Here is a 3,415-nt window from a genome sequence, read left to right on the forward strand (position 1 = left end):
GCACACCCGGACGTCCCGGGCTCCGGCCGCCCGTGCCTGGCCGGCCGGTACGGCGTGGACCGCGAGGTGGACATCCACACCATCCGCCACCCACAGCGGGTGCACGGAGAAGTCGGTGAGGTAGGTCAGGACCGGGACGGTCAGGCGTCTGGCCCGGCGCAGGTTGCCCAGCACGCGACTGGCTCCGGGGTAAGTGGAGACGACCGCTCCGATGCCCGGGTGCAATGCGCGTAGTACCCGGTCCTCGGCGGCACGGAGCAGGGCGCGCGCCGCCGGGTCGCCGCCACCGGCGCGTTCCGTCCTGGCGTAGATCCGCTGATAGGCCCAGGGTGCCCGGACCAGCATCCTGTGGTAGCCGTCCCGGACGGCTCGGCCGAGTCCGGCGGGAAGCAGGTCGAGCAGGTCGTGCCGGTCGACGACGAGTCCATCCGCTGCGAGGCGGCGCTCCAGTTCGGCGGCGGCACCGTCGTGACCGGCGCCGACACTCGCCGAGATGATCGCGACACGGCCCGAGGGCAGTGCCCCCGTGCGGGGCGCCGGCAGACCATCCGCACTCTCGAGTCTCGGAAGCGTACGTCCGGGATTGGCCATGGGCTTTCCTCTGCGCAGACGGGACGAATCGAAACCACAAGCAGCAGGCCGGGAGCGCCGAGGAATCGGCAGAGCTATCTGCTGCCCAGGGCCGCCAGAGTGCGGGTACTTGCGCGTTGCCGCAGGGATCCGCCTACGACAGCGGTGTCACTCGATGGTTCAGGGGGACATCCCATCCCGCGCATCGATGCCCAATGGGGACTTCCCACCCCGCGAAGCCATGCCTCCAGACCCGAGAGGAGTCATACCCACGCAGGTGGGCCAAGACCTGTCGCCGTTATCGGAGGTGTTCTGCCGGGCAGAGACAGCGCGCGGGCCGGGGCGGGCGAAACGGCGCCACAGAAGCGTAACCCCGATGGCGCTCAGGAGAATCAGAGCCAGGAGGGGGCCGCCCAAAGACAGGATCCGTTGAAGAGACGTTGCGGCGGCGTATCCAGCACCGGCTTCGGCGACAGCCCACAGACAGGCGGCAATGACGCTGTAGGGAGCGATACGTCGGTAGGGCAGTCGAGTGACACCGGCGAAGTGAGGGACAAGGGTGCGCACCACAGGCAGGAAGCGCCCCAGGAAGACTGTTCGCCCGCCATGCCGCGTCATCAGCTTCTCGGCCCGCCGCCAGGCGGCATCGGGAATACGACGACCCACATGTCCCGTGCGCAGCTGATTGCCAAGAAGCCTGCCGGTGCGGTGGGCGAGAAAATCACCCACCACGACCGCAGCCACCGCTACGGAGACCAGGCGAAGAAGGCTGATGTGGCCAGTTCGGGCCAGCGCACCGGCAGTCAGCATCACTGCGAGCGTCGGGACGAAAGCTCCGACCAGCAGAACGGACTCGGCCAGAACGGCTACCGCCACCACTGTGCAGGCCATGGCGGGGGAAACGTGGCCGAGAAGGTCCGACAGAGCGTTCACCGTCGACTTCCGCCCTCGGAGTGCTGTTGCTCGCGCCCGGGCACGAGAGGCCCTCGAAGGTGCCAGACGTATGCGGGGGGCACGCTGGCCCATATCGGCCAACGGCCGACGGCATGCCTGCGCTGATAGGCCGCCATCACCTCGTCAACCGCAGCATGCCGACGGACCTCCGCCCGCGACGCGGTCAGCGCACGCGCCCTGCGCGTACCCAGATAGGCGAAATACGTCAGCGTCCCGCCCGGATGCAGCAATTCCATGTACCGCGACATGATTCGCTCGACCTGAGCCGGGGCGAAGTTCGTCAGCGGCAGTCCGGAGACGATCACGTCATAGCGCTCATCGGTCTCCAGGTTCTCCAGGAACGCCTGATGCACCTCCGCCTTCACCAGCCTGCCCGCCTGATTCGGATGGGCGCCGACCAGATTCTGCTGCCGGGCTGCGAAACGCGGTTTCGCCTCCACAATGGCCAGACGGCTCCCGCGCGGCAGCTGTGGGATCAGGGTGCGTGTGACGGCACAGGTGCCCGCACGGACTTCCAGCACCGAAAGCGGCCGAGGCCCCTGAACTCGTACGGGCTCGGTCAGTACCTGAGCCAGAGCCTTTCCGCTGGGCGCTATCGCGCCGGTGGTCCGCAGATCGCGCGCCGCTTCGGCTAGGAACATCCAGCCCCCACCACGGCGAGGCGCCTGGACACAATTCTCAGAAGTGGTCCGGTCCTTCATGATTTCGACGCTAGTAGGACGCCGTCAGGTCCGTCTCGATCCTGGTGTCGTGTGTGTCCTGGCGGGCACGGGTTGGTGGCAGATGGTGCAGATGGCCTCGCGGCGCTACCTCCGGGCAGCAGCCGGGGCCCTCAACCCGTCAAAGATCATTTTGGTGAACCGAGGTGGACGATGGCGCGCGAGCGGAACGTGAAGCTGGCGGACGCGATCGCGGAAACAGGCTGGTCGCAAGCCTAAAGTGGCGGCCGCCTTCGTGAGGGTTGCGGCCGAGGTCGGACCGCAAGAACTGCTGGGCACGAGCCACTCTCACATCGCCGCGTGGGTGGCCGGAACCCAGCCCTCAGGCAGTGCGCCCCTTATCTTGTGCGAGACGTTGTCGCGTCGGCTTCAGGTCATATCTGCTGGAGTGGTGTATGGCTATTCGGTGAGTCTAGAAAAGTATCCAGGACGTTAAAAGCGGGTATATACTTTACGACCCTAATGGCGAAACAGTGTTTATTGACGCGTCCATACTGTGCCGAAATTTTCACATGCTGGCCACCTCTGAAGCTGGCCACCTCTAAAGATATTGTCGCCCAAAGGCTCCATAAATTCCCATCACCTATAGAATGTCGTGAGCAGATAAATCCACTTCAGCAATTCCCTATAGAGAAGCACCTGTCCTTACGTTGTTGGTGGGTCGAGTCCGGTTGAGACGGCCTGGCGTGCGGCGTTGAGGTCGTGGTGGGGGCCTGTGGGGGTGCGGTAGGTGGCCACGGTGTGCGCGACGTCGATGATCCGCGTGATCATTTCCTGCTGATAAGGCTCGGCCCAGGGCAGGGGCTGGCCGCCGAACGGCTTGCCCCGCACGAGCGTCAGCGCCTTCTCCAAGTCTGTCAGGCCCGAGGGGCCTGCGGCAGCACGCGTTCGACGAGCTGGAGGAAACGGGTCCAGTCGCAGCGCACGCTTTGAGAGAGTCGGTAGGGATCCTCGCCGGAGCGGCGGCGCGGCACGTAGAGGCTGTCGGAGGAATCGCTGCCCAGGGAGGTGCGCAGGTCCTTGATGCGGGCGTTGAGGGTGCTCGTCGACCAGGAGCTGATGGGATCCATTGAGCCTTTTCCATCTTCACTCTGAGCTGGTCAGATGGAGGGTGAGGACGGCCTGGACGAGGCTGGTGATCCGGGTGGTCGGGCACCGCAGTTTACGGAGGA

At 65.7% G+C, this 3,415-nt stretch carries 4 protein-coding genes and 2 pseudogenes; all 6 read right to left on the reverse strand.

Translation table 11 applies throughout. From position 1 onward, the window contains the following. Nucleotides 1–591, reverse strand: a pseudogene (locus tag AB0I54_RS47950) (UDP-N-acetylglucosamine--N-acetylglucosamine transferase); the annotation flags it as partial. Between the two features lie 159 nt (nt 592–750). Further along, nucleotides 751–1,503, reverse strand: a complete 753-nt coding sequence (locus AB0I54_RS47955; protein WP_363302724.1) for a DedA family protein — start codon at nt 1,501–1,503, stop codon at nt 751–753. Next, nucleotides 1,500–2,225, reverse strand: coding sequence for a translation initiation factor IF-2 (locus tag AB0I54_RS47960; RefSeq protein ID WP_363302725.1), 726 nt, complete (start codon nt 2,223–2,225; stop codon nt 1,500–1,502). The genes AB0I54_RS47955 and AB0I54_RS47960 overlap by 4 nt, the downstream gene beginning before the upstream one ends. 663 nt (nt 2,226–2,888) lie before the next feature. Further along, complete coding sequence (locus AB0I54_RS47965; protein ID WP_363302726.1) at nt 2,889–3,095, reverse strand: hypothetical protein; 207 nt, start codon at nt 3,093–3,095, stop codon at nt 2,889–2,891. A 5-nt stretch (nt 3,096–3,100) separates the two neighbouring features. Continuing rightward, nucleotides 3,101–3,313 carry a hypothetical protein gene (locus AB0I54_RS47970; protein WP_363302727.1) on the reverse strand — a complete coding sequence of 71 codons (213 nt, stop codon included), beginning with the start codon at nt 3,311–3,313 and terminating at the stop codon, nt 3,101–3,103. 16 nt (nt 3,314–3,329) lie between these two features. Beyond that, a pseudogene (locus AB0I54_RS47975) lies at nt 3,330–3,415 on the reverse strand (IS5/IS1182 family transposase); the annotation flags it as partial.

Source organism: Streptomyces sp. NPDC050625 (genome assembly GCF_040654755.1).
Lineage (GTDB): Bacteria > Actinomycetota > Actinomycetes > Streptomycetales > Streptomycetaceae > Streptomyces.

Bases quoted from the DNA above. Each gene is read 5' to 3' on its own strand.
- AB0I54_RS47970 (WP_363302727.1), bottom strand. From the start codon at position 3,313: ATGGATCCCATCAGCTCCTGGTCGACGAGCACCCTCAACGCCCGCATC.
- AB0I54_RS47960 (WP_363302725.1), bottom strand. From the start codon at position 2,225: ATGAAGGACCGGACCACTTCTGAGAATTGTGTCCAGGCGCCTCGCCGT.